At 71.6% G+C, this 23,905-nt stretch carries 25 protein-coding genes and 1 pseudogene; 10 read left to right on the forward strand and 16 right to left on the reverse strand.

The window, feature by feature from the left end; translation table 11 throughout:
• Window positions 1–63 precede the first annotated feature (63 nt).
• Genes H0S67_RS22565 through H0S67_RS22575 form a run of 3 tightly spaced genes read right to left on the reverse strand, consistent with a single transcriptional unit; the run spans window position 64 to window position 3,928 of the window.
• Window positions 64–1,749: an ABC1 kinase family protein gene (locus H0S67_RS22565; protein ID WP_180934871.1), complete on the reverse strand. Its 1,686-nt coding sequence runs from the start codon at window positions 1,747–1,749 to the stop codon at window positions 64–66.
• 59 nt (window positions 1,750–1,808) lie between these two features.
• On the reverse strand, window positions 1,809–2,168 hold the full coding sequence (locus tag H0S67_RS22570; RefSeq protein WP_180934872.1) for an iron chaperone: 360 nt from the start codon (window positions 2,166–2,168) through the stop codon (window positions 1,809–1,811).
• Window positions 2,165–3,928: a DUF429 domain-containing protein gene (locus tag H0S67_RS22575; protein WP_180934873.1), complete on the reverse strand. Its 1,764-nt coding sequence runs from the start codon at window positions 3,926–3,928 to the stop codon at window positions 2,165–2,167. The genes H0S67_RS22570 and H0S67_RS22575 overlap by 4 nt, the downstream gene beginning before the upstream one ends.
• A gap of 50 nt (window positions 3,929–3,978) precedes the next feature.
• Between H0S67_RS22575 and H0S67_RS28560 the strand changes: the two genes are divergently transcribed.
• Genes H0S67_RS28560 through H0S67_RS22590 form a run of 3 tightly spaced genes read left to right on the forward strand, consistent with a single transcriptional unit; the run spans window position 3,979 to window position 7,620 of the window.
• Window positions 3,979–5,772: an alpha-glucosidase gene (locus tag H0S67_RS28560; protein WP_219635397.1), complete on the forward strand. Its 1,794-nt coding sequence runs from the start codon at window positions 3,979–3,981 to the stop codon at window positions 5,770–5,772.
• Between the two features lie 28 nt (window positions 5,773–5,800).
• Complete coding sequence (locus H0S67_RS22585) at window positions 5,801–6,382, forward strand: HdeD family acid-resistance protein (protein WP_180934874.1); 582 nt, start codon at window positions 5,801–5,803, stop codon at window positions 6,380–6,382.
• Between the two features lie 23 nt (window positions 6,383–6,405).
• Complete coding sequence (locus tag H0S67_RS22590; RefSeq protein ID WP_180934875.1) at window positions 6,406–7,620, forward strand: cytochrome P450; 1,215 nt, start codon at window positions 6,406–6,408, stop codon at window positions 7,618–7,620.
• 25 nt (window positions 7,621–7,645) lie between these two features.
• Here the strand turns inward: H0S67_RS22590 and H0S67_RS27655 are convergent.
• A pseudogene (locus H0S67_RS27655) lies at window positions 7,646–8,792 on the reverse strand (alpha-hydroxy-acid oxidizing protein).
• 331 nt (window positions 8,793–9,123) lie between these two features.
• On the opposite strand from H0S67_RS27655, the gene H0S67_RS22600 reads away from it, so the two are divergent.
• Complete coding sequence (locus H0S67_RS22600; RefSeq protein ID WP_180934876.1) at window positions 9,124–9,972, forward strand: DUF427 domain-containing protein; 849 nt, start codon at window positions 9,124–9,126, stop codon at window positions 9,970–9,972.
• Window positions 9,973–9,993: 21 nt separating this feature from the next.
• Here H0S67_RS22600 and H0S67_RS22605 read toward each other — a convergent pair whose 3' ends face one another.
• From H0S67_RS22605 to H0S67_RS22615, 3 genes are all read right to left on the reverse strand, one after another.
• On the reverse strand, window positions 9,994–10,428 hold the full coding sequence (locus H0S67_RS22605) for a PPOX class F420-dependent oxidoreductase (RefSeq protein WP_180934877.1): 435 nt from the start codon (window positions 10,426–10,428) through the stop codon (window positions 9,994–9,996).
• 63 nt (window positions 10,429–10,491) lie between these two features.
• Window positions 10,492–10,983, reverse strand: coding sequence for a hypothetical protein (locus tag H0S67_RS22610; RefSeq protein ID WP_180934878.1), 492 nt, complete (start codon window positions 10,981–10,983; stop codon window positions 10,492–10,494).
• Entirely contained in the window at window positions 10,980–12,758 is a 1,779-nt protein-coding gene (locus H0S67_RS22615; protein WP_180934879.1) for a pre-peptidase C-terminal domain-containing protein, read from the reverse strand. The genes H0S67_RS22610 and H0S67_RS22615 overlap by 4 nt, the downstream gene beginning before the upstream one ends.
• Window positions 12,759–12,999: 241 nt before the next feature.
• On the opposite strand from H0S67_RS22615, the gene H0S67_RS22620 reads away from it, so the two are divergent.
• Window positions 13,000–14,463, forward strand: a complete 1,464-nt coding sequence (locus tag H0S67_RS22620) for an ELWxxDGT repeat protein (protein ID WP_180934880.1) — start codon at window positions 13,000–13,002, stop codon at window positions 14,461–14,463.
• Window positions 14,464–14,477: 14 nt separating this feature from the next.
• Complete coding sequence (locus tag H0S67_RS22625) at window positions 14,478–15,077, forward strand: GNAT family N-acetyltransferase (protein ID WP_180934881.1); 600 nt, start codon at window positions 14,478–14,480, stop codon at window positions 15,075–15,077.
• Here the strand turns inward: H0S67_RS22625 and H0S67_RS22630 are convergent.
• The 3 genes from H0S67_RS22630 to H0S67_RS22640 all read right to left on the reverse strand — a co-directional run bounded on the left by H0S67_RS22630 (window position 15,061) and on the right by H0S67_RS22640 (window position 17,150).
• Window positions 15,061–15,447, reverse strand: coding sequence for a VOC family protein (locus tag H0S67_RS22630; RefSeq protein ID WP_180934882.1), 387 nt, complete (start codon window positions 15,445–15,447; stop codon window positions 15,061–15,063). The two genes, H0S67_RS22625 and H0S67_RS22630, sit on opposite strands and share 17 nt — an antisense overlap.
• An 88-nt stretch (window positions 15,448–15,535) precedes the next feature.
• On the reverse strand, window positions 15,536–15,889 hold the full coding sequence (locus H0S67_RS22635) for a hypothetical protein (protein WP_180934883.1): 354 nt from the start codon (window positions 15,887–15,889) through the stop codon (window positions 15,536–15,538).
• 70 nt (window positions 15,890–15,959) lie between these two features.
• Window positions 15,960–17,150, reverse strand: coding sequence for a RimK family alpha-L-glutamate ligase (locus tag H0S67_RS22640; RefSeq protein ID WP_180934884.1), 1,191 nt, complete (start codon window positions 17,148–17,150; stop codon window positions 15,960–15,962).
• A gap of 70 nt (window positions 17,151–17,220) precedes the next feature.
• Here H0S67_RS22640 and H0S67_RS22645 point away from each other — a divergent pair, with 70 nt between their 5' ends.
• Together H0S67_RS22645 and H0S67_RS22650 are read left to right on the forward strand one after the other, a co-directional pair.
• Window positions 17,221–17,694 (forward strand): ATP-dependent zinc protease family protein, encoded by a 474-nt coding sequence (locus tag H0S67_RS22645; protein ID WP_246354980.1) that lies wholly within the window; start codon window positions 17,221–17,223, stop codon window positions 17,692–17,694.
• Window positions 17,694–18,671: a succinylglutamate desuccinylase/aspartoacylase family protein gene (locus H0S67_RS22650; RefSeq protein ID WP_180934886.1), complete on the forward strand. Its 978-nt coding sequence runs from the start codon at window positions 17,694–17,696 to the stop codon at window positions 18,669–18,671. Before H0S67_RS22645 ends, H0S67_RS22650 begins: the two co-directional genes overlap by 1 nt.
• A gap of 38 nt (window positions 18,672–18,709) precedes the next feature.
• Here the strand turns inward: H0S67_RS22650 and H0S67_RS22655 are convergent, their stop codons facing one another.
• On the reverse strand, window positions 18,710–19,036 hold the full coding sequence (locus H0S67_RS22655) for an HU family DNA-binding protein (protein WP_180934887.1): 327 nt from the start codon (window positions 19,034–19,036) through the stop codon (window positions 18,710–18,712).
• A gap of 303 nt (window positions 19,037–19,339) precedes the next feature.
• Here H0S67_RS22655 and H0S67_RS22660 point away from each other — a divergent pair, with 303 nt between their 5' ends.
• Together H0S67_RS22660 and H0S67_RS22665 are read left to right on the forward strand one after the other, a co-directional pair.
• A complete protein-coding gene (locus H0S67_RS22660) occupies window positions 19,340–20,032 on the forward strand; it encodes a PQ-loop domain-containing transporter (RefSeq protein WP_180934888.1) in 693 nt (230 codons plus the stop codon).
• A 28-nt stretch (window positions 20,033–20,060) separates the two neighbouring features.
• Entirely contained in the window at window positions 20,061–20,429 is a 369-nt protein-coding gene (locus H0S67_RS22665; RefSeq protein ID WP_180934889.1) for an MmcQ/YjbR family DNA-binding protein, read from the forward strand.
• Window positions 20,430–20,454: 25 nt separating this feature from the next.
• On the opposite strand, the gene H0S67_RS22670 is transcribed toward H0S67_RS22665, so the two are convergent.
• From H0S67_RS22670 to H0S67_RS22690, 5 genes are all read right to left on the reverse strand, one after another.
• A complete protein-coding gene (locus H0S67_RS22670; RefSeq protein WP_180934890.1) occupies window positions 20,455–20,637 on the reverse strand; it encodes a hypothetical protein in 183 nt (60 codons plus the stop codon).
• A gap of 208 nt (window positions 20,638–20,845) precedes the next feature.
• Window positions 20,846–21,532 (reverse strand): ComEA family DNA-binding protein, encoded by a 687-nt coding sequence (locus H0S67_RS22675; RefSeq protein WP_180934891.1) that lies wholly within the window; start codon window positions 21,530–21,532, stop codon window positions 20,846–20,848.
• Between the two features lie 248 nt (window positions 21,533–21,780).
• Window positions 21,781–22,080, reverse strand: a complete 300-nt coding sequence (locus tag H0S67_RS22680) for a hypothetical protein (protein WP_180934892.1) — start codon at window positions 22,078–22,080, stop codon at window positions 21,781–21,783.
• On the reverse strand, window positions 22,080–22,253 hold the full coding sequence (locus H0S67_RS22685; protein ID WP_180934893.1) for a hypothetical protein: 174 nt from the start codon (window positions 22,251–22,253) through the stop codon (window positions 22,080–22,082). Before H0S67_RS22685 ends, H0S67_RS22680 begins: the two co-directional genes overlap by 1 nt.
• Window positions 22,254–22,260: 7 nt before the next feature.
• Window positions 22,261–23,739, reverse strand: coding sequence for a CASTOR/POLLUX-related putative ion channel (locus H0S67_RS22690; RefSeq protein ID WP_180934894.1), 1,479 nt, complete (start codon window positions 23,737–23,739; stop codon window positions 22,261–22,263).
• Between the last annotated feature and the right edge of the window lie 166 nt (window positions 23,740–23,905).

The raw sequence follows: 23,905 nt of genomic DNA on the forward strand, positions 1-23,905 counted from the left end.
CCACGGTGCTCCTGCGGTGTCGCGGCACCGCACCGGTGACGTGGACACCGCGTTACATGTGACTCAGCCGGCCCGGCCGCCGGGGTTGCCCTGCCGGGCGGCCTGGGCGACCTTGCGATCGGTCAGCACGATCCAGCCTGCGAGGGCGGCGCCGGCGAGGACCGCGAAGAGGAACAGGCACATCGCGATCGCGGGGTAGCCGAGGATCCGGTGATCGGTGGGCACGCGCATCATCAGGGCCGCACCGAGCACCGTGGCGGCGATGACGAGCCCCAGCGTGACCCGGTTGGCCACCCGCTGCAGGACGGTGTGGAGCTGCTCCTCGTCGATCGTGCGCACCCGCATCGTGAACTCGCCCTCCGCGAGCGCGTCGAGGATCCGGTTGCCGCGCTTGGGCAGCAGCGAGGTGAACTCCTTGGCCTCGATCGCGGCCGCCATGATCCCGGCCGGGCTGACCTTGAGCCCGCTGGCGAGCAGCTCGCTGAGGTTGGACCGGATCGCTGCGGCCGGGTCGAAGTCGGGGTCGAGGTGCAGGGTCGTCTGGTCCAGGTTGAGCAGCGCCTTGCCGATCATCGACATCTCCGCGGGCGGACGCAGCCCGTGGGCGCCCGAGATGCGGCTCAGCTCGACGAGCACCGTCCCGGCCTGCTGCTCCGCCCCGGCGGACGCCGCCTCGGAGACCAGGTGCGCGACCTCCCCGCGGAACGCCGCCGCGTCGTACTCCTCCAGCGGGTGGCCCATCCCGGCCAGTACCGCCGCCGCCTCCTCGCCGTCGCCGTCGCCGATCGCCAGCAGCAGCTTGGTGACCTTGTCCTGCAGGCGCGGCGGCACGGTCGCCACCATGCCCAGGTCCAGCAGGGCCAGCCGGCCGTCGTCGGTCAGCATCAGGTTGCCCGGGTGCGGGTCGGCGTGCAGGACGCCGTGGTCGAGCATCAGCCGCAGGTAGCAGCTGAACAGCTGCTCGACCATCGGGCCGGCGTCCACGTCGAGCAGCCCCAGCGGGCCGACGTCGGTGACCTTGCGGCCCTCGATCCGCTCCATCGTGAGCACCCGCGAGGAGGAGTGGTCGAGGATCGGCTCGGGCACCACGATCAGGTCGTACTGCCCGGTCAGGTCGCGGAACCTGAGCAGGTTGCGCGCCTCCCGGCGGTAGTCGAGCTCCCCGGCCAGGGACCGGCGGAACTGGCTGAGCAGCTGCTCGAAGCCGAAGCGCCGTCCGGCGTCCGTGTGCTTGTCCGCGAGGCCTGCCAGCCGGGCCAGCGTCTCCATGTCGTCGCGGGCGATCTCGCGGGCCTCGGGCCGCTGGACCTTGACCACGACCTCCCGGCCGCTGGGCAGGGTGGCCCGGTGGACCTGCCCCAGGGAGGCCGCCGCCATCGGCTCGCGCTCGAAGTCCGCGAACAGGTGCCGGACCTGGCCGCCGAGCTCGGCCTCGACGATCTCCTCGACCTGCTCGTAGGGGAACGGCTCGGCGCTGTCCTGGAGCCGGGCCAGCGCAGTCGTGTAGGCGGCCGGCAACAGGTCGAAGCGAGTGGAGAGCAGCTGGCCGAGCTTGATGTACGTCGGGCCGAGCTCCTCGAGGTCGCGGGCGAAGGCGTCGGCCTTCTCCGCATCCCCCATCGGCGGCTCCTCGTCGAAGGAGAACTCGTCCAGGCCGGCCCCCGCGACCAGGTCGGAGCGGCCGTGCCGGACCAGCAGCCGCGCGATGGCGGCGTACCGCCCGACGTTCTTGGGGTTCAGGGATGCCATGGGGTCAGCATGACGCCCTCGATGCGCCCGGCCTCTGGTGGGCCCGCCCCGCGGCCGGCTCAACCGAGCCGTTCGCTCCGCAGGGCCCGGACCACGCGCGTGATCAGGTCGTAGGGGACCGCCTCGTCGAGCGGGAACCGGCCGGTGCCCTTGGTCGCGCGGTACGGCGCCAGGTCCGCCTCGAGGTCGGAGCCCGGCTGCGCGGCGGGCAGCGGATAGACGCTGACATAGCTGGTCCAGCCCGCGAAGTGCACGACCGAGCGACCGCCCACCTTGTAGGTCGGCATGTCGTAGGCGATGGTCTCGACCGCGTCCGGGAGCGCCTCCCGGATCGCCCCACGCACCCCCTCGAGCACCGGCCGGACGTCTTCGGGGAACGACGCGAGGTAGTCCTCCACCCGGGCGAACCGCGCGGTCACGAGTCACCCTGGAGCTTCTGGAGGCGGGTGCGCAGCAGCGGCTCGCGGTGGCTGTTGCCGTGCAGCGCGAGGTAGCGCTCGCCGTACGCCGCGAGCAGGGCGTCGTCGAGGCGCCGCACCGCGCCGGGCGGGTAGCGGTAGCCCATCCGCTCGTTGAGCGTGGCGCTGTCGACCGACCGGAGCACCTCGGCCAGCTCGTCGAGCGAGGTGATCCCGACCTCCAGCAGCAGCCCGGAGATCCACGTGTAGTGGTCGGTCCGCGACCAGCCGGCGTCGGCGTACTGCCCGGCGAGGAAGGCGGCCAGCTCCCGCGGGCTGATCCGCGGGTCGTCGTCGGCGGACTCGGCGGGGGCGCTGCTCAGGCCCTGCTGGAGCCGGTCACGGATCGTGGAGAACTCCCGGTCGGCCAGCTCGAGCAGTCCGGCCGCCAGCGTGAACCGGCGGTCGAAGTCGGGCACGTGCTCGTCGGGGATGGTGCCCTTGTAGCGGATGTCGTGCTCGAACTCCGCCCACGCGTGCTGCAGCACCGTCCGGATCTGCACCTGCGTGCTCCGCTCCCGCAACAGCTCGTACGCCGGCTGGCTCGCGCGCACCGCGTCCAGCCCGATCAGCAGGTGCCTGCTGGCGTAGCCGAACCGCCCCTGGCTCGCGGTCTCCCGCCCCATGTCCCGGTCGTCGTGGACCACGACCTGGTCGCCGAGCAGGTCGGCCACCGCGGCCACGTCGCTGTGCACGTAGGTGATCACCCGGACGCCGATCACGTCGGTGATGTCCCGCAGCGGGTCGGGGAAGGCCGGCTCGCCGTCGACGACGCGCGCGGCCTTGGTGGCGAACGACGCGACACTCTTGGCCCTCCCGGTCACGCTGAGGTAGTTGATGCCGGCGTCGTCGAGGATCGTCTGCACCAGCGCCACCGCCTGGTCGGCGGCCTGGCGCAGGGTCGCGTGCTGCGCGGCGTACTCACGCACGGCGACGCGCACCGGGTCCTCGACCGCCGCCACCCGACGCTCCCGCGGCGTCGGCCGGAGCCCCTCGGGCAGGGTCGGCGTGACGATGTAGCCGCCGGCGAAGTCGCCGTACGTCGAGGTCAGCTCGGGCCGGCGCACGGCGAACAGCCCGACATACGCGCACACCACGGCGTCGACCTGGTCCTCGACGACCCGCAGCTCGCTCTTGCGGGTGGCGTCCTCGACCCGGACCACCAGCTCCTTCCAAGGGCCGTTGACGCTCAGCGCCGGGTCGGCGTCCGCGAGGCCCTCGAGGAGCCCCATCAGCACGAGCAGCTCGCCGCGCAGCGCCTCGAGGGAGCGGCCGGTCTTGTTCTTGTACTTCAGGGTGCGGCCGAGCCGGAACAGCGCGACCGTCGCCGGGTGCGGGTAGACCTCGATGGCACGGCGGGCCCGCCCCGAGCGGGGGTTCATGTCCAGGCCGAGGCGCGAGCAGAGCCGCGCGCCCCGGGGACCGCCCGGCCCGGCCAGCTCCGGCTTGCCGGTGTTCGCGGGGTGCGCGCCGGCGTCGAAGCGAGCGAAGTCGCGGTTGAGGTCCGCCTCCGCCGGCCGGTTGCCGGTGGCGTTGGGGACGATCAGCGGCGCGTCGATCGCGACCAGGCAGTCGCCCTCGACGTACGGCGCCAGCGCGTCCACGATCTCGTCGTCGGTGCCTGCGGCCGAGAGGTGCACCAGGCGACCGGACTCGTCGAGGACGGCGAGGCCGGTGGGCTTGCGCTGCCCCCACGCGAGGTCGACACCGACGAAGTACATGGCTGCAGCCTGCCCTATCCACCGTCGTCCACGCCCGCAAGGATGGGCGCATGCCGCACACCGATGCTCCCTGGTGGACCACCTCGGTCGTCTACCAGGTCTATCCGCGCAGCTTCGCCGACTCCGACGGGGACGGGATCGGCGACCTCGCGGGCATCACCGGGCGGCTGGACCACCTCGAGCGGCTCGGCGTCGACGTGCTGTGGCTCTCGCCGATCTACCCCTCGCCGCAGGACGACAACGGCTACGACATCAGCGACTACCAGGGCGTCGATCCCCTCTTCGGCACCCTCCCCGACCTCGACGAGCTGATCGCCCAGGCGCACGCGCGCGGTATCCGGGTCGTGATGGACCTCGTGGTCAACCACACCTCCGACGAGCACCCGTGGTTCGTCGAGTCGCGCTCCTCGACCGACAACCCGAAGCGCGACTGGTACTGGTGGCGCCCGGCCCGGCCGGGCACCGTCCCCGGCGAGCCCGGCGCGGAGCCCACCAACTGGGGGTCGTTCTTCTCAGGGCCCACCTGGGAGTACGACGAGACGACGGGCGAGTACTACCTGCACCTGTTCAGCCGCAAGCAGCCCGACCTCAACTGGGAGAACCCCGAGGTGCGCCGGGCCGTCCACCAGATGATGCGGTGGTGGCTCGACCGCGGCGTCGACGGCTTCCGGATGGACGTCATCAACATGCTCTCCAAGGACCTCCCACCGCGCGACGGAGTCGTGCCGACGGCGGGAGCGCGACGGGGTGGTGCCACCCGGCGGGACGCAGGGGGACGGGGGGCCCTACTACCTGTGCGGCCCGCGCATCCACGAGTTCCTCGCCGAGATGCACGCCGAGGTCGTCGCCGGCCACGAGGCCACGCTCCTGACCGTCGGCGAGATGCCCGGCGTCACGGTCGAGCAGGCCCGGCTCTTCACCGACCCGGCCCGCCACGAGGTGGACATGGTCTTCCAGTTCGAGCACGTCTCCCTCGACCAGGGGACGGCAAGTGGGACGTGCGCCCGCTGGAGCTGACCGCGCTCAAGAGGTCGCTGGGACGCTGGCAGGAGGGCCTGGCCGAGGTCGGCTGGAACAGCCTCTACTGGAACAACCACGACCAGCCGCGTGCGGTGTCGCGGTTCGGTGACGACGGGGAGCACCGGGTCCGCTCCGCCAAGCTCCTCGGCACCGTGCTGCACCTGCACCGAGGCACGCCGTACGTCTACCAGGGCGAGGAGCTCGGCATGGCCAACGCGCCGTTCGCCGCCCTCGAGGACTTCCGCGACATCGAGGCGCTCAACCACTACCGGCACGCGGTCGCGCTGGGCGCCGACCCCGACGAGGTGCTCGCCGCGCTGCGGACGATGGGGCGCGACAACGCGCGCACGCCCATGCAGTGGGACGCCTCCCCCCACGCCGGCTTCACCACGGGCACGCCGTGGATCCCGGTCAACCCCGACCACGTCGAGGTCAACGCCGAGGCAGCCCTGGCCGACCCCGACTCGGTCTTCCACCACTACCGGCGGCTGATCGAGCTGCGCCGGACGGTGCCGGCCGTCGCCCTCGGCGACTTCACGATGCTCCTGCCCGACGACCCGGTCGTCTACGCTTCACGCGAACCCGGCGCCTCGACGACGTGGAGCTGCTCACCGTCGCCAACTTCTCCGGCGACCCGGTGTGCCCCGACGTCCCCGGCTGGTCGGAGTGGGTGCTGGCCGAGCTGCTGCTGGGCAACGTCGCGGACCCGACCGGTCCGGAGCTCGCGCCCTGGGAGGCCCGGGTCTACCGGCGCACGGGCAGCGCCTGAGGGCCCTCCCGCATCCCCAGTTCTGGGCAAGCGTGCGACCTCCGCGGCCCCGTAGCGTCGAGGCGGGACCACGGGGAGGCGCCATGGAGAGCGAGTGGCTCAGCGTCGGCTGGAAGGCGCTGGTCGTGCGCGGCACGATCGCGGTCGTGTTCGGCATCCTGGCGATGGTCTGGCCGCTCGAGACCGCGACGGCTCTCGCGCTGCTGTGGGGCATCTGGGCGGTCGCCGACGGCGTGGGCGCGCTGGCCCAGGCGTTCTGGCCCGGCTCGGAGTCCGGGTCGCGCTGGCTGCTCGGTGCCATGGGAGGCCTGGCCCTGGTGGTCGGCATCCTCGCGATCACCTCGCCGCAGCTCACCGCGGTCGCGCTGACCTGGATCCTCGGCATCTGGCTGGTCGCCCGCGGCGTGTTCGAGCTGATGGCCGCCGCGATGTCGCACGTGACGATGCACCGCGGGCTGCTCGCGCTCGTCGGGCTGCTCGACCTGGTGCTGGGCTTGCTGTTCGTGCTCAACCCGGGCAAGTCGGTCGTCGGGATCGCCGTGCTGCTAGGCGTGATCGCGCTGGCCTGGGGCGCGGTGCTCGTGACCGTCGGCCTGTGGGTGCGCCACGAGGAGGAGGGGTACGTCGGCCCAGCCGGCACCGGCCCGCACCCGACCGCCCTCTGACCTCACCAGCCGCGGGAGCCGTCATGGATCAGCCGGTTCGTTCCCCCGAGGTCGACCGTTGGCTCCTCGAGCTCACCCAGCCGGAGGGGCGCGCCGACCCCTACCCCCGCTACGAGGCGGTGCGGAACGCTGCTCCGGTGGCGCTCGCCGAGGACGGTGCGATCGTCCTCACCCGGTATGCCGACTGCCTGGCCGTGCTGCACGACCCGCGGTTCGGCCGCGCGGACCCCGACGACGCGTTCGGTGCGGTCGGCCTGGCGAACTGGCGAGCCATGCCGGCGGTCTTCACCATCAGCACGAGCATGCTCTCCAGCAACCCTCCCCAGCACACCCGCCTGCGCCGCCTGGTGAGCAAGGCCTTCACGGCCAGGAGGGTCGAGCTCCTCCGCGCGTCGGTCGAAGACACGGTGGACGGCCTGCTCGCGCAGCTCGAGGGCGGCGGCGACTTCGTGGACCGGTTCGCCTTCCCGTTGCCCGTCGCCATCATCGGGGAGCTGCTGGGCGTGCCGCCTGCGGACCGGGCCGCCTTCCAGCCGTTGGTGCGCGACTGGACGATGGTGCTCGACGTGTTCACCCCGGAGGTCCTGGCCCGTGCGAACGACGCCGCCGCCGAGATCCGCGAGTACCTCCGCGCCCTCGCGCAGGAACGCCGGCGAGCACCCAGGGATGACCTGCTCAGCGCGCTCGTGCAGGTCGTCGACGAGGGTGACCGGCTGACCGAGGAGGAGCTGGTCACCATGGCGGCACTGCTCTTCGCCGCCGGCTTCGAGACGACGACTCACCTGCTCGGGAACGGGCTGGTCGCGCTCCTGGACCACCCCGACCAGGCCGATGTCCTGCGACGGGAGGCCGACGTGGCGGCGTCCGCCGTCGAGGAGCTGCTGCGCTACGACAGCTCGGTCCAGATCTCCGGACGGCTGGCCCGCCAGGACACCGAGGTCGCCGGCGTCGCCGTTCCGCAGGGGTCCAACCTGGTCTGCTACCTGGGGGCGGGCAACCGTGACCCGCAGCGGTTCGCCGATCCGCACCGGCTGGACCTGCACCGCCACGAGGGGGCACCCCTGTCCTTCGGCGGCGGCATCCACTACTGCCTCGGGGCGCCTCTCGCCCGCCTGGAGGCGCAGGTTGCGCTACCGGCCCTGCTCCGGCGCTACCCGGACCTCCAGGTCGTGAGCGGTGCCGAACGCCGCGACAGCCTGACGCTGCGCGGCTACCTGAAGCTCCCCGTGCGCTGCTGACGCGACCCCGCGGGACCGATCACACTCAGGCCAACAGGTCCCGGCTGACCTGGTCGACGGTGCTGACGCCGGCGAGCGCCATCGTCAGGTCCAGCTCGGCCCACACGTGCTCCATGACCGCGCGGGCGCCCGCGGCGCCGCCGAGGGCGAGGCCGTAGACCCACGGCCGCCCGACGAGGCAGGCGTCCGCCCCGAGGGCGAGCGCCTTGAACACGTCGGCGCCGCTGCGGATGCCGCTGTCGAACAGCACCGGCACCCGGCCGTCGACCTCCTCCACGATCCCGGGCAGCGCGTCCAGTGACCCGATCGCCCCGTCCACCTGCCGCCCGCCGTGGTTGGAGACGACGATGCCGTCGACGCCGTGCTCGAGGGCGAGTGTGGCGTCCCGGGGGTCCTGGAGACCCTTGAGCACGATCGGCAGCGAGGTCCGCTCGCGCAGCCGGGCCAGGTCGTCCCAGGTCAGCGAGGAGCGGGAGAAGACGTCGAGGAACGTCTCGACCGCGGCGCGGGGCAGCGGCGAGCGCAGGTTGCCGAGCAGGTCGCCCGGGTAGTGCCGCGCCATGGAGACCAGCGCCTTCACCGCCGCCAGCGTCGGCCGCGGCGTCGGCTCCTGCGAAGGGGTCTTCGCCCGCTCCTCGACCAGCCGCCGGAACGCCGGGTCGCTGGTGTACTGCGCGATCCCCTCGGCGCGGGCGAACGGGAGATAGGCGACGTCGAGGTCGCGGGTGCGCCAGCCCAGCACGTGGGTGTCGAGGGTGACGACGATCGCCTCGCTGCCGATCGCCTCCGCGGGCCACGAACGAGTCGACGACGTCGTCGTCCTTGCTCCAGTAGAGCTGGTACCACCGCGGGGAGTCCCCGAGCGCGGCCGCGGTCTCCTCCATCGGCAGCGAGCCCTGGGTCGAGATCACCATCGGCAGGCCCAGCCCGCGGGCCGCCTCCGCCACGGCGCGCTCGGCCTCGCGATGCGCCATCTCCAGCACCCCGATGGGCGCGAACAGCAGCGGCGCGGGGAGCCGGCGACCGAACAGCTCGACGGAGGTGTCGCGCTGCTCCACGTCGACGAGCATCCGCGGCACGATCCGGTGCCGGTCGAACGCCGCCAGGTTGGCGCGGGCGGTGTGCTGCTGGCCCGCGCTGCCGGCGACGTACGACCACGCCTGCGGGCTCATCCGCCGCTGCGCGGCCGCCTCCAGCGCGGCCGGCTCGACGGGGACCACGGGCCGGTGGCCGAAGACGCCGTCCCGGTAGATCCGCCCCTGCACCTCCCGGCCCCTGCTGACGACGCCGCTGACGGCACTGCTCACGGCGCTGCTGACTGGGTTGCTGACAGGGCTGCTGACGGCCCGGTCCGGGTGCGTTCTCTCGGTCACCGGAGCAGTCTCCTACGTCGGGGTGGTCCGGGTCAGCCCTCGGACCATGACACGGACCCTGACGCGGACCTCGTCACGGCGACGTCGCGGACCATGGCGCAGCGGGCTCCCGGAGGCGCAGACTCGTCCCATGGCCGTCCAGATGCGCGACCTCATGAGGGGTGTCCTGCCCGAGCTCCGGGTGCACCCGGTGGACAAGTGGGTGCGCGCCCGCGCCGGCGACGCGCTCGTGGTCAGCACGGGCAGGCCGAGGCTGGTGTGGGAGCCACGGCGCGTGGTGCCGTCGTACGCCGTGCCCCGCGACGACGTCGCCGGCGACCTGGTCCCCGTCGTCGACCCGGACGTGGCCCCGGTCGAGCACCCGGTCCCCCTCGGCGCGGGCCCACCGGTGCTGGACCCGCGCACGCCGTTCTCGACACACAGCTGCCCGGGCACGCCGCTGACGATCCGGGCGGGGAGCGACGAGCTGGTCGGCGCGGCCTTCGCACCCGACGACCCCGACCTGGGCGGCTACGTCGTCCTGGACTGGAAGGCGTTCTCCCAGTGGTACGAGGAGGACGAGCCGGTGATGGGGCACCCGCACGACCCCTTCGACCGGATCGACTGCCTGCACAGCAGCCGCCGGGTGACCCTGCGGGCCGACGGGCAGGTGCTCGCCGACACCGACCGGGCGACCCTCCTCTTCGAGACCCCGCTCCCGGTGCGCTACTACATCCCGCGCGAGGACGTGTCGACCGAGCTGCTGGAGCCGAGCAGCCGGCACACGGTGTGCGCCTACAAGGGACAGGCGTCGTACTGGTCGGCACGGGTCGGTGACGGCGTGCTTCCCGACATCGCGTGGACCTACGTGGACCCGCTGCACGACGCGCTGCCGGTGCGGGGGCTGGTCGCCTTCTTCACCGAGCGGCTCGACCTGACCGTCGACGGGGTCGACCTCCCGCGGCCTAGGACGCCCTGGTCGGACCTGCCGCCGGCCTGAGCCCGGGACCGGCCCGCGCGCTCACTCGCGGGGCAGTCTCGCCATCCCGTAGGCCCGCGTGGGGTGGATCCGCACCACCACGCGACGATCGGCGACCATCGCCCGGCGGTAGTCGTCCCAGTCGTCGTGGTCGGCGCCCATCAACGCCCGGTAGAGCTCGACGAGCTCGTCGACGGCGGCGTCATCGGGCTCCTGGGCGACCTCGGAGAGCTCCACGTCGCCCTCGAGCACGACGTAGGAGAAGAAGTTCTCGCCGTTGACGTGCACGGCCGCCCACGGCCGTCGCGCCAGGTTCTTGAACTTGGCCCGGTCAGCGGTGGTGGAGATCCGGATGAGCCCGTCCGCACCGACGGCGGCCAGGACGTTGGAGAGCTGGGGCAGTCCGTTGGAACGGATCGTCGTCAGGACCGCCTCGCGGTTGTTGCGGGCGACGGCGAGGGCGTCTTCGAGCTCCATGCTGGTGCAGCCTCCGCGCCAGGGTCGGCTATTCCCTCGACGTTGTCGCTCCGGCTCCGCAGCTCACGACGACGGCGGCGCCGCGAAGACCTGGATGACCGTCTCGCCCGGGCAGTCGCCCGACTCCCGGATCGCCCAGCGGCCGACCTGCTGGGCGGACTTCCAGTTGGCCTCGGCGTCGTGCTCCTCGGTCTCGCCCTCGGTGACCACGAAACCCGCGTCGACGGCGTCGTGGTTGAGGTAGTCGAGGATGTCCTTGAACGGCGCCGAGGACACCCCGGTCACGATGACGCCCGTCTCGCCCCGGTCCTCCACGTCGTAGACCGTGGTCTGCGGCGGGAACGACCAGGCCTCGGGGAAGCCCTCGCCGTACGGCTTGTCGACCGGCTTGGCGTCGGCCCGGCAGACGCTGCGGTCGGCCGCCGCCTCCAGGGCGTGCTCGCCGGTGTCCGAGCCCTGGGCGTCGGGGTCCTGGGCCTTGTCGTTCGACCCGCAGGCCGACAGGCCGGCCGTCAGCAGGAACGCGGCCGCGAGGGCCGGCAGCGCGCGCCTCACCTGTCGAACTTCGCGTAGAGCGTCTTGCCGCCGCGCTGCCGGGCGATGGTGGCCCAGGCGTCGTGGCCGTTCTTCTTCGGGTTGCGCACGCACTTGCCGATGCAGCCGTCGGCGTAGCCGACCAGGATCCGGCCGTGCTTGTCGAGCGTGACGTCCATGAAGTCGAGCAGGTTGCGGTCGTTGCCGCAGGTCGTGCCGGCCGTGCAGAGCGAGCCGCGCTGGACGGGGTCGTGCGGGGTCGCGTCCCGGGTCACCCAGTGCCGGCCACCGTCATAGGTGGTGCTGACGTAGAGGTGCCACACCCCGTGGAACTTCTTGGCGTTCTGGTAGTCCCCGCCGGTGGTGGTGCCGAGGTAGGCGAGCGCGGCGCGGCCGTCGCTGCCGGCGACCATGGTCGGGAAGACGGCGTTCTTGACCCCGAGGTTGCCCCCGACCTGCTGCCCGTGCAGCCAGGACTTGCCCCGGTCGGTGCTGGTCGCCACCCCGGGTCGGCCGTCGGCCCCGACGTACCCGAAGTAGGCCGTGCCGTTGGCGCCGATCCCGACCGAGGGGTCGGAGTCGCCGACCGTGCTCGACGGGACCGGGCGGACGTTCCAGCTCTGGCCGTCGTCGGTGGAGACCGCGACGGCGGCGTGCTTGCCGCACCCCTTGTTGGGCAGGTACGCCGTGCCGTCGGGCGCGACCTTGACGTGCCCGTGCAGGCCGCCGCACTGGGTCAGGTCGTAGGTCGGCACGCCCGCGCCGAAGGTCGTGCCGCCGTCGAGCGAGGAGGCGCAGAACGCCGTCACGATGTCCTGGCTGCAGTAGTAGACGGCGTGCGGGTAGTCGGTGGTCGGCAGGTTGCCGATCGCGTCCTTGGTGAAGGGACCGCCACCCACGGTCTGGTGGTCCACCCCGCTGGGGATGCCGCCGCCGGTGCTGGGCGACCAGGTCTTCCCGTCGTCGTCGGTCCAGCAGGTGAAGGAGTCCACGCCGGTCAGCTGGGACTCGAAGGTGCGGCCCGTGGTGCGGTCGGTGTAGAGGATCGGGTCGAGGCTCTGCGTGCTGCCCTGGGGGCATCCGCTCGCGGCGTTCGCCGACCGGTCGCTCCAGTGCGCCTTCCCGTGGCCGAAGGAGACCCGGTAGGTGGACAGGTAGGCCTGGTACATCGTCGCGCCGGTCTTGAAGCTGTTGCCGATCGACGGCTCACCGGCGTTGTTGTGGTCCTGCAGGCCCTTGGGCGCCTTGAAGTTGGTGAACGTGGGCGGCGTCTGGGTGCCGGGGCTCGGGTTGGCCGGCTTGTCGACCAGCTTCGCGGTCGCGTGGTAGCTCTCGCCCAGCGGGGCGTAGGGCACCACCCGGACCGTGTAGCTGCCGGCCTTCGGCGCGGCCAGGATCAGCTCGGGATCGCTGCTGGACGCCGCGGTCGCGACCGTGTCGCCGTGGGCGTCGAGCAGGTAGAGGTCGAAGTCGGCGGCGGCGTTGGACCACTTCACCGAGACCTTGAGCTGGTGCGCCTGCCCGTAGCCGGACGGGGTGTCGACGTGCAGCGTGAAGTCGTCGCACGACTGCGGCGCGGAGCAGTCCGGCGCGTCGAGGGCGTTGCCGGTGACGTTCGGGGCGGCGAAGGGGCCACCGGTCCAGCCGACGCTGCCGTCCCCGCCGGCCGAGACGGATCCCTCCGCCGGGGTGGCCGCGTCGGCGCTGCCCAGGGCGGTGAGGGCGCCGCCGAGGAGCAGCATCGCCCCCAGCCCGGAGACGACGGTGCGGACTGACCTCGATGACGCTGCGCGCATGGTGTGCGGACCCTTTCCCCGGTGGAGCACTCACCCCGTCAACGACGAAGCAGCTCGCGCGCTACGGCGGGCGAGTGACCCGTCCCTTCCCGCGGCCCCGCCTCGGCAAACCCGCCCGACGGGCAGGACCAGACCGGTCCACAGGGGCCCGTGCCCCGAACGGCCCGCCGCTCCGGAAGCCGGGACAGCCCACGCCGGGCGGGTCTAGCCTGACCGGGCCCGGCTCGACCTCGGAGGCGTCATGAGACTCACTCGTCCCGTCCTCACCGCCGTCGTGTCCGCAGCGGTGACACTGGCCGGGCTGGCCGCTCCGCCCTCCTCGGCTGCCGGCCAGGCCATCACGCTGCGCAAGGTCTGGCAGCTCACCCCGGTCGGCGACCAAGCGCTCTTCGTCGCCAGCGACGACGTGCACGGGCGCGCGCTGTGGAGGAGCGACGGCACCGCCGCGGGCACCTCGGTGGTCACGGTCATCGACCCGGCCGGGACCGACCCGTCGTACGGAAAGCTCCGCTACGAGCGGTACGCCGCGGTCGGCGACCGGCTCTTCCTCGTTGTCGACGACGGCCGGCACGGTGCCGAGCTGTGGGTCAGCGACGGCACCGCCGCCGGCACGCGCCTGGTCCGCGACGTCCACCCCGGCCCGGACAGCTCGGCCATCTCCGAGCTCACCGCCCGCGGGAAGGAGCTGTTCTTCACGCTCGAGGGTGCGCACGCGGCGCGGCTGTGGAAGTCCGACGGGACCGCGGCGGGCACGGTCCGGGTGCGGACCCACGACGCCTCGCCGATCGACCCGACCGACCTGCATGCCTGGCACGGCGACGTCTACTTCGAGGCCGGCCGGCGCGGCGTGGGCCCCGGGCGTGCGCTGTGGCGCAGCGACGGCTCGGCCCGCGGCACCCGGCTGGTCGAGGACATCCGGCCGGGCGCCCGCCTCGACCCCCGGATCGGGAGCTTCACCGGCGCCGAGACCCGGCTCTACTTCGTCGCCAACGACGGGCCGGAGATGGGCGACGACAACACCGGTATCTGGCGCACCGACGGGACCGCGCAGGGCACCCGCTACGTCCGCAACGTCGACACCGGCCGCTCCCTGTGGGACGACGGGCCCTACCCCGAGCAGCTCACCACGATCGGCGACCGGCTGCTCTTCAGCGACACCGACTGCACCCACGGCCAGGAGCCCTGGTCGAGCAACGGGACCACCCGCGGCACCCAGCTGCTCGACCTCGACCCGCGGACCGCCTCGCCCGGCGCCTGCGGCCCGGGCTCGAACCCCCAGGCCCTGGTCGCCTACGCCGGGGCCTTCCACCTCATCGCCCACGTCGAGGGCCACAACGCGCTGTGGCGCACCGACGGGACCGTGGCGGGGACCACCCCGGTCGCCGACCTCCCGCCCAGCAGCTCCTCCCTCTTCGCGGACTCCGCGGTGGTCGGGGGCCTGCTGTACCTGGCCTTCTCCGAGCCCGGGGGCATGTACGACCCGCCTCGCAGCGCCCTGTGGGTCAGCGACGGCACGTCCGCAGGCACCCGCGAGCTGCACGACTTCAGCGGCACCACCAACGGCGCACCGGGCGTGGTTTCGGCGCGCACGGCGGCGGGTGACCGGCTGCTGTTCCTGGTCTCGGACGGCGCGCCGGAGCCCGAGTACGTGCTCTGGTCCAGCGACGGCTCCCCGGAGGGCACCGCACCGGTGCTCGCCGGATGACCGACGATGTCCTCATGCCCCAGGACCTCAGCGCCGTCGCGTGGCCCGTCCGGACCGAGCGGCTGACCATCCGGCCCGGCACGGTCGCCGACGCCGAGGCCACGTGGCGGTTCCGGCGGCTCCCGGAGGTCGCCGAGTGGCTGACCCGGGCCGCCGTCGACCGGGAGGAGTACGCCGCCGTCTTCACCGACCCCGAGCGGCTGTCCAAGACGTTGGTCATCGAGCGGGACGGCGAGGTGGTCGGTGACCTGATGCTGCTCGTCGAGGACGCCTGGGCGCAGGCGGAGGTGGCCGACCAGGCGCACGGCGTACAGGCCGAGCTCGGGTGGGTGATCGATCCGGCTCACGCCGGGCAGGGCTACGCGACCGAGGCGGCGGCTGCGCTGCTGCGCATCTGCTTCGAGGACCTCGGGCTGCGCCGGGTGACGGCCCAGTGCTTCGCCGACAACGTGGCCTCGTGGCGGCTGATGGAGAAGCTCGGGATGCGCCGGGAGACCCACACCGTCCGCGAGTCGCTGCACCGCAGCGGCGCCTGGCTCGACGGGCTGGCCTACGCGATCCTCGCCGAGGAGTGGCGCGCTCGGCGGGCCGAGGGGGTCAGGGCATCCCGGTGACCGAGTCGTCGCTGAACACGCAGAACTCGTTGCCCTCCGGGTCCTTCATCACGGTCCAGACGTCCGGGTTGTCCAGCGAGGGCGGGTCCTGACGGACCTCGACGGTCGTGGCGCCGGCATCCACCAGCCGCGCCACCTCCTCCTCCATGGAGCCCGGCGTGACGAGATCGAGGTGCAGCCGGTTCTTGACCTGCTTCTCCTCGGGCACCTTCATGAAGTACAGCGGCGACCCCGAGCGGGACGGGTCGTCCACCAGGAACTCGTCGGTGTTGCGCTCGGACATGCGACGCGACAGGGCCTCGGCCCAGAAGGTCGCCTGGGCCCGGGCGTCCCGGCAGTCCACGACCACGGCCAACAGTGATGACGCCATCGCACCTCCTCGCACGTGTTTGCTCCCATTGGGCGGCACCGGTGGCGGCACCGCAAGGGACTCCGACCGCTTTACCCAGAACGCGCCGTCAGAACGTCCCCTCGGAGCGTTCTCGCCGGCCGGGGGCAGACGAGCGGGTGCTCACGGCCAGTGCGGCGGCGATCAGCACGACACCTACCACCCGGGTCCAGCCGAGGACGTTGCTGACCTGGTCAGTGACCCCGAGGACGAAGTCCGCCACGTGGGAGCTGTCGAAGTACTTCGCCTCGGCGTACACCGTCAGCTGCAGCGCCGCGGTGATCAGCGCCAGGGCTCCCCCGACCGTCGCGAGCACGGCCCACAGCCCCTCGCGCCAGCGGGCCAGGCCGACGCCGGCGATGACGAGGAAGGCCGCCGTCTCGAGGACGAGCTGGATCAGGTAGCTGACCGGGTAGTTGTACACGCGGCCTGACGCTACGTCCGTTCGCGCGCCGCCGCAGCGGTATCTGTCGGGACGTGGCGGTGGAGAGCTCTCAGCTCTCGTGGATGAGCTGGTCGGGCAGCTTCTTCACGCGGGCCCGGCGCTTGCGCCGGGTCGGGATCATCGAGCGCATCTCCTCCAGCTTGCCGAAGCACAGCAGCCGGTCGCCGGCCTCGACGACCTCCTTGTGCCGCGGGTTGGGGATGACCCGCGGCCCCCGGTGCAGCGTCAGCACGACGATGTCGCGCTCGTCGAGGCCGGACTCGCTCAGCTTCCGGCCGACCATGTCGGCGCCCGGGTGCACGAGCAGCTCGGCGACGCCGTACCCGGTCGAGACGCTGAGCCGCTGGCGCACGTCGATCTCCGGGAAGGCCACCTGGTTGGCGATGAAGTCGATGATGGCGCCGGCCACGTCGAGCTGGGTGGCGGTCTCGATGCCCTCGAGCCCCGGCGAGGAGTTGACCTCCATCACCAGCGGGCCGTCGTGGCCCTCGAGCATGTCCACGCCGGCGACCCGGAGCCCCATGATCTGGGCGGCCTGCACCGCGGTCCGCTCGTACTCCTCGTCGAGCGCGACCGGCTCGACCGAGCCGCCGCGGTGCACGTTGGACCGGAACTCGTCGCCCTGCGCCACCCGGCGCATCGCCGCGACCACCCGGTCGCCGACCACCAGGGCCCGGATGTCGCGGCCCTTGCTCTCCTTGACGAAACGCTGGATCAGCACGTTCTGCTGGGTGCTGTGCAGGGTCTCGATGATCGCCTCGGCGACCTTGCGGTCGGGAGCGAGGATGACGCCGATGCCCTGGGTGCCCTCGAGCAGCTTGATCACCACGGGCGCGCCACCGACCCGCTCGATCGCCGGGATCACGTCGGCGCGGTCGCGCACGAACGTGGTGGCGGGCATCCGGATGTTGTGCCGGGACAGGATCTGGCTGGCGCGGAGCTTGTCGCGGCTGTTGGTGATGCCGTACGCCGGGTTGGGCGTGTAGACGTCCATCTGCTCGAACTGGCGCACGACCGCGGTGCCGAAGTAGGTGATCGAGTTCCCGATCCGCGGCAGGATCGCGTCGTAGTGCGAGAGCTGCTTCCCGCGGAACTGCAGGTCCGGCTCGTCCCCCGACAGGTCGATGGAGAAGCGCAGGGTGTTGAGCACCTTGACCGTGTGGCCGCGGTCGAGCGCCGCCGTGCGCAGTCGTTGGGTGCTGTAGGCGCGCGGGGCGCGGGAGAGGATCGCTAGCTTCATGCCCATCCTGACCGACCGGGGGTGAGAGTCGCCCATTCAAGCACCCGTGCGTCCTGACAGGATGGGCCCCGTGTCGACGACTCCAGGCCACACCATCGCCGGCTGGCGGGAGTGGATCAGCCTCCCGGACCACGGTGTCGCGTGGGTGAAGGCCAAGCTCGACACCGGCGCGCGGACCTCGGCGATCCACGCCTTCGACATCGTCGAGTTCGAGCGCGACGGCGAGGCCTGGGTCCGCTACTCGATCCACCCCTGGCAGGGCTCCCGCGAGGACGCCACCACCGTGGAGAGCCGGATCCACGACCGCCGCGTGGTGCGCAGCTCCTCGGGTCACGAGGCCGAGCGGTACGTCGTGCAGATGACCGTCGGCCTGGTCGGCCGCACGGTCACCACGGAGATGACGCTGTCGCGGCGCGACCAGATGGGCTTCCGGATGCTGGTCGGCCGGGAGGCCCTGCGCCAGGGCTTCGTCGTCGACCCGGCCCGCTCCTACCTCGGCGGGCGGCCCGACAAGTCCGTGCGCCGGCGCAACCGGGGCCGTTGATGTCGCGCGACTCGTTCGCCATCGGACCGGTGCGGGTCCGGGCGGGCGCCGCCCGCGACCTCGAGCTGCCGATCACCCGGCTGATCACCGGCGCCGACGTCGGGCTCCCGGTCCGGGTCCTCCACGGCCGCGAGGACGGGCCGGTGGTGTGGGTCAACGCGGCCACGCACGGCGACGAGGTGGTCGGGGTCGAGGTCATCCGCCGGCTGCTCACCAGCCTCTCGCCCAAGGAGATGCGCGGGACCCTGATCGCCGTACCGGTCCTGAACGTGCTGGGCGTGATGACCGGCGAGCGCTACCTGCCCGACCGCCGGGACCTCAACCGGTCCTTCCCCGGCTCGGCGCGCGGGTCGCTGGCGAGCCGGATCGCGCACCTGATGATGACCGAGGTGGTCGCCAAGTGCGAGGTCGGCATCGACCTGCACACCGGCTCGGACCGGCGTACCAACCTGCCGCAGGTCCGCGCCGACCTCGACGACCCGCGCACCCGCGAGCTGGCCACGGCCTTCGGCGCCCCGGTGATGCTGCACGCGCGGATCCGCGACGGGTCGCTCCGGCACGCCGCACGGGAGCGCGGCGCCACGGTGCTGCTCTACGAGGGTGGCGAGGCCTGGCGCTTCGACGAGTGGGCGATCACCGCAGCGGTCGACGGCGTACGCCGGGTGCTCGCCTCGCTGGGCATGGTCGAGCCCGCGGACCCCGCGGCCCTGCCCGCGATCGAGCCCAGCGTGGAGTGCCGGGCCAGCGGCTGGGTGCGCGCCCGGCACACCGGGTTCCTCCACCTCGACGCCCCCCTCGGGCAGCGCGTCACCGAGGGCGACCGGCTGGGCAGCCTGTCCGACTCCTTCGGCCGCACCCTGCGCCTGGTCCGGGCGGACCGGACCGGCATCGTGATCGGCCGCACCGAGGCGCCGGTCGTGAACGGCGGCGACGCCGTCGTGCACATCGCGGAGCACCTGCTCGACCCCGAGGGGTGAGGCGGGCCGGCGACTTCACCAGTCGCCGGCCGCGCGACTCACGCCTTGCTGACCGCCTGCTTCAGCTGGGCGCCCGGCTTGAAGGCCGGTGCGGTGGACGCGGCGATGTCGATCGCCTCACCGGTCTGCGGGTTGCGGCCCTGGCGGGCGGCACGCTCTCGGGTCTCGAACGTCCCGAAGCCCGGCAGCGTCACCTTGTCGCCGGAGCTCAGTGCGGAGGTGATGGAGTCGAGGACTGCGTTGAGGACCTTGTCGGCCTGCGCGGCGCTGAGGTCAGTCGCCTCCGCCACCGCGTCGCGAAGCTCGGTCTTGTTCATGGCTGCTCCTTCTCGAGAGCTCGGGTGCCCCTGGACGGGGCTGGTCATTCGGCACGGTCGGCCGAGGCCGACTCTTGCATGCCGGCGCGTCCCACGGACGCGCTGCCGGCGGAAAACGCCGGCAGCCACGGTGTACCCGAAGGGCAGGGTCCTATTCAACGAGGACGTCGTCCGGCCTCGGTCTGCGGCTCGCACTGGTGACCGGTATCTCACCCGGAATCCCCTGCGATCGGCCGAAAGGCGGGCGCGGCGGCCCTAGAATTTCTGCGCACCTTGGTCACGTGTCACTGCAGGACGGCGGACCCGCTGCACCATCCCCGTCCCCGCTCACCGTCACCGGAGTGCTTCCCCGTGCTCGTCGTGCTCGGCGCCGTCGCGTCGTTCTTCTCCCTGTCCTCAGCCGTGCCGCAGGTTCGCCGGGCGCTCCGTAGCCGTTGCGTCGACGGGCTCTCCACGAGCTCGCTCCTGCTCACCCTGGCCGCGCTCGTGTCGTGGTGCGTCTACTCCGCCGTGGTGATGGACGACGTGCAGCTGGTCAACAACACCGTCTCCTTCGGGTTCGCCGTCCTCCTCGTGTTCGCGCTCCTGCGCGCCCGGGGCGGAAGCTGGGCCCGGGACGCGGTCGCCGCGCTGCTGGCCGTCGCCGTCGCCGGCGCCGTGGCGCTCTCGGTGGTCCACCTGGTCAGCCCCTTCGCGCTCGCGATGCTCGGCACCGTGCTCAGCTCCGTGCGCCTGTGGCCGCAGACCCGGCTGGCCCTCATCGGCGCACCCCTGTGGGGACTCGACCCGTGGGCCACGGTGCTCGGCCAGATGGGCTGGCTCCTCTGGGCGGCGTACGGCATGGCCGCGGGCGACCACGCGCTGGCACTCTGCAGCGTCACCGGCCTGGTCATGCAGTCGACGATCACGGCGTACCGGCTCCCGCCCCGCCGCACCCTGCACGCCGTTGCCGGTGGCCGCCTGGGGCCGGTAGCGGCCCGGCTCGCCCTCGGCGTCGCCGGGCGCTTCCCGCTCCAGGCTGACGACTACGAGCTCGCCGCCTGATCGTCTCTGCCGGGGCACACTGGGGGCCATGACGCGCGACGAGGTCCTGGCGATCTGCCTCGACCTGCCGGCGGCGGAGGAGACGTACCCGTTCGGCGACGAGGTCGCGGTGATCAAGGTCGGCGGCAAGATGTTCGCCCTCGTGCCGCTCTCCGGGGACCCCGGGTCCGTCAACCTCAAGTGCGACCCTGCACGGGCCCTCGAGCTGCGTGAGGCGTACGCCGGGATCCGGCCGGGCTACCACCAGAACAAGCGGCACTGGAACACCGTGGACCTCGACGGGTCGGTCGAGGACGACGTCGTGCGCGGCCTGATCGCGGACTCCTACGACCTGGTCGTCGCCGGGCTGACACGTTCGGTCCGCGCGGAGCTGGGCCGGGCCGAGCCTCGACGGTAGGCGGCCTAGGGCTTCGCGCTCGCGATTACTCCTGGTCCCGCTTCCACTCCGCCGAGTGACCGCTCTTGTGGTGCAGGCCCACGAACCTGGCAGGGAACCACCACTTCACGGCGCGGCCGATGGCCGTGCTGCGACACCAGCAATCGGGGTCGCAGCCGCAGACGCGGTTGCGCGGGTTGTGCACGCGCTGGAGGACACTCCGTGTCACGCCACGAGCCTACGCGCGGGGGCTCATCGGGTCCCGACTGCGCCCACGCCTGCCCGTTCACCCGGGTTCGCGTTGCGGGACTGAAGCGATCGAATGACGAGGTGCCCGGAGCGCCGGTCGCGGCAGGCAAGAGCGGGCGCTGGGCTTGGCTTGCCTTCTTAGCAGCGGCGTCCACTGGCGGGCTCGGCAAGGGGAAGTCCGCCCTCGGTCAAAGCAGGATGATGCGGTCCTTCACCTGGTCATACGTGGACGGCTCGAGGCCAGCCAGGTTCACGAGGTCCTCCACATGCTCGAACCTGGTCAGTTGCTGCCGAACCTCGACCACCTGGGCTGACTGCGCCGCACTCAGGCCCAGCCACCTCGCCAGGGTCACCTCGGGCGCGCTGTTCACGTCGACCAGTCCACCGTCGTCGTACTGTCGCGCGAGGTCTGGACGCCCCACCCGGAGATCGCGGGCCATCTGTGGGTCCCGGCGGGCAAGCTCCCGGGCTTCCTCCCGCTTCCGCCGCCCCGCTTGGATTGCCGCGATCGCAGCCGGGTTGGGATCGTACGACGGGGCCACCATCGACGATGTCGTAGGAGACCAGTCGAGCCTCGGGCCCATGACGAGGGCGTAGACCACCCCACCAATCCAGGACGCCAGGTAGAACAGCACCCCGCAAGTCGTCCAAAAGTTGTCGGCACCCTCCGGCTGTGAGCCCACCAACGCGAAACCCAGGAACCATGCGATCGTCAATCCGCCCGCCAGCCACCAGGCCTGCGACTGCCTGAGCTTCGCGGCGATCACGATGGGAGGGACGACTGACAGGAGCCCGCAGGAGAACACCGGCAAAGCCCACAACCACTTGGGTGGCCGGCTCGCCGTGCGCGGCCCGCCCGGATCAAGCTGCTGCATTCCGGAATGCTAAGCGGACCCCTTGGCTCACGCATCCGAATCTTTGGAAGTGTGGGCGAGTTGCTCATCGAGACTCCTCACCCATGCCTGCAGCGTGGTGAGGGCGCCACGCCAGGCACTTGTCCGATCGCAGGTGTGCGACCGGACTGTGTCACTGACGGCGTCGCGCGTAACTGCCCTGCTGACAACGTTCCGGAAGTTGGTCTATCTGGTAGGCGGAACGACGGACTTTGTCAGATGGTCCCGTATCACCTGTCTGCCAGGACGACGACCCGATCACCAGGGAAGACGGTGAACTTGGCCGACTTCGCGGGGTTGACGATCACGGAACCCCGAGTTCGATCGGTCTGGTCACTGTGCAGCGAGCGGTAGCCGAAGGCCGTCTCGTTGCGCACTCCAGCTGCCGCGACGATCGTGGCGAACGAAACGGTCGCGCCCAGATGGACGTACCACTCGGCCGGACGCAAGTAGACCTCAGCTCCGCCGGCGTCGAGCAGATCGGCGAAGACCCGCTCGAGGCGGCGGTCGTCGCTGAGCTGGGAGATCATCATGCTGAGGATGTGGTCGCTGACGATGACATCGTCGACGTGCGCGACTTCGGCCAGGTCCGGTTGCGGTCGTCCAGCAATTCTGTGACCACCGCCGTGCCGCCGGGCTCTTCGCCGATGATGTCGCGCACGTGCAGCAAGGTCACGAGGGTGCGGGCGTCAGCCTGCTGCACGCCGAGGTCATCGGAGTACGGGAGCACGATGACCTGGTCCAAGGCTGGCGTGACATGCATCTCCAGGACGTTTCCGTGCTGTCGTGCTGCCACGCTGAATCGTCGCGACCAGGTTTCGTAGTACCGGGAGTTGCGGCTCACCGAGCTCAGTCAGGACGGTCAATACGGAGCCGGGCTCGGCATAGTTGTCGAGCTCAGCTACCACGGTCTTCGTGCTCTCGTTCCAACCGATCAGCAGGACCCGGCTCGGGCCTTCGGCCGCATTCACCGATGCAGTGATGGCCGACTCGTCGACCTCGGCGCAGCTGTGCCGAAGCGTGGCGAGCATTGAGTCATCCCCGGCCACCACGATCAGGGAGCTTTCCCCGACCGGGGTGTCGTGTGGCGGATTGAGCAGGGCGACGCCGTCGCAGTCCAAGAGGCCGATGATGCTGGCGTTCTCGTGGTGACGCAGGACCGCGCCGTATTTCTGTTCGGCTAGCCCATGATCTTGGTGGAAATAGATCTCGTCGCCCTCGAAGTCAAAGAGCTCGGTGTACACCGCAGCTGCACCCGACTCGCGGGAGGTGCGGACGATGAGCTTGGCCACCGTGCTCCGCTTGTCGATGATGATGGCTCGACCTCTGCCGATCATCCGGGCTGTCCCCACGTTGTCCGGGTTGGCGATCTCGACAACCACCGGCGGGCCGTCGTGAGCCGTGTGGGTCAATGCCAGCAGTGTCTTGATGACGTCACTGTCTGGATCGGCGCCCCCGGGGGAGAGCACGATGATCGACCGGGCCTCATCCGGGCTGCTCAACGCCACATCTGCGATGTCGATCGGTGAGCCTGTACGGCACACCACCCGCGTTGTCCGCAGGTCAGGCACCTTCTCCCGGATTTCGTGCTCCATCTCGACCTTGTCCCGGTCGGCGAGGATGACGACCACCGCACGCCGGGAACTCTCGTTGGCCATGGCCAACTCGGAGAGAATCGGAAAGATGGCGTCTGACCATCCGAGCATCACGGTGTGCCCTGACTCGACGACCTGGGACCGGCCGCGCTGCAAGTCCGCGATCCTGGCATCGATTCCGGCGGCAACGATGCCGATCAGGGCACTGATCATGAACAGACCGGCCACGGTCACCGCCATCATGGTGATCAGGAGTGGCCAGCTTCCCGCGTCTCCGGCGACCGTACCGGCGTCGAGGGCATGGAGCATGGTCTGGAAGAGCTCGTTGAGGAAGCCCTTGTGCCCGTCCGCGGCAGCCTTGCCCTCGCGCAGATTGAAGACGGTGATCACCGTGGCGAACGCCAAGATCAGAACCAGGCTCGCCGCACCGAGCCATGCGACCAGGGCCGGGGTGCCTCGCGACATCGAGTTGTCGAAGGCGTAGCGGATGCGCCCTGTGCGACTTGTGCGGGCACGAACCCGCCGGGGCGACGACGGGTTCGTCGCGATCGTGTTCTTGGTGCGGTTGCGCAGCGACCGGCTGGTCCGACTCAACGTTCCCTCCGTGGCTTCCGAGTTGTCCCAGGGGGCCCGGGTCGCCGGGGGTGCAGTCACCAGGGCTCGCCGAGCCTAGGGCTTCGCCCCCGTTCTGGAGGCCGAAGCAACGAAATGAGGGGTCGACACGTCCAGTGGCCCCACTGTCGCCGCCGAGGAGACCTCA

Source organism: Nocardioides ungokensis (assembly GCF_013466985.1).
Lineage (GTDB): Bacteria > Actinomycetota > Actinomycetes > Propionibacteriales > Nocardioidaceae > Nocardioides > Nocardioides ungokensis.